Here is a 703-nt window from a genome sequence, read left to right on the forward strand (position 1 = left end):
CCCGCAAGACGCCCCGCCCGCAAAGGGCCCCGCACGTGTATGGCCCCGTCACCATGTCTGACGTACCGTCAACTGATCGCCGGGGGGGCAGGAGACGGCTCCGGCCATCGTGTGGTGTGTTTCAGGGAGGGTCCGTGTCCGATGATCGTCCGGTTCCGCTCGACGAGTACCCCGTGCATCAGGTCCCGCTGTCCATGAAGCACGTCGCCACCGGTGACCGCAACGCCTACGACCGGTGCATCTTCCACCTCTTCGACCACGAGGGCCGCGCCCTGCTCATCCTCGGGCTCGGCGTCTATCCGAACACCGGTGTCATCGACGCGTACGCCACCCTGCGCACCGGCGACACGCTGCACGCCGTACGCGCCTCCGACGCCCTCGGCGAGGACCGGACGGACCTCTCCGTCGGGCCGCTGCGCATCACCGTGGAGGAGCCGCTGCGCCGTCTGCGGCTCCAGTGCGCCGCCGACCCGGACGACCCGGACGGCCTCTCCTGCGACCTGACCTGGAACGCCGACTTCCCCGCCCTCTGGGAACCCCACCACATCCAGCGCCGCGGCGACCGGCTCACCCTCGAAGGGCGACGGTTCGTGCAGGTGGGACGGCCCGCCGGGACCATCCGCGCGGGCGGTGAGGAACACACGGTGACGGCGGGGGAGTGGACCGCGACCCGCGACCGCAGCTGGGGCGTACGGCCCATACC

At 71.3% G+C, this 703-nt stretch carries 1 pseudogene; it reads left to right on the top strand.

Annotated features, from left to right (window positions below):
• Positions 1 to 134: 134 nt before the first annotated feature.
• Positions 135 to 703, top strand: a pseudogene (locus tag AB8Z36_RS41315) (hypothetical protein); the annotation flags it as partial.

Source organism: Streptomyces flavofungini (assembly GCF_041028215.1).
Lineage (GTDB): Bacteria > Actinomycetota > Actinomycetes > Streptomycetales > Streptomycetaceae > Streptomyces > Streptomyces flavofungini_B.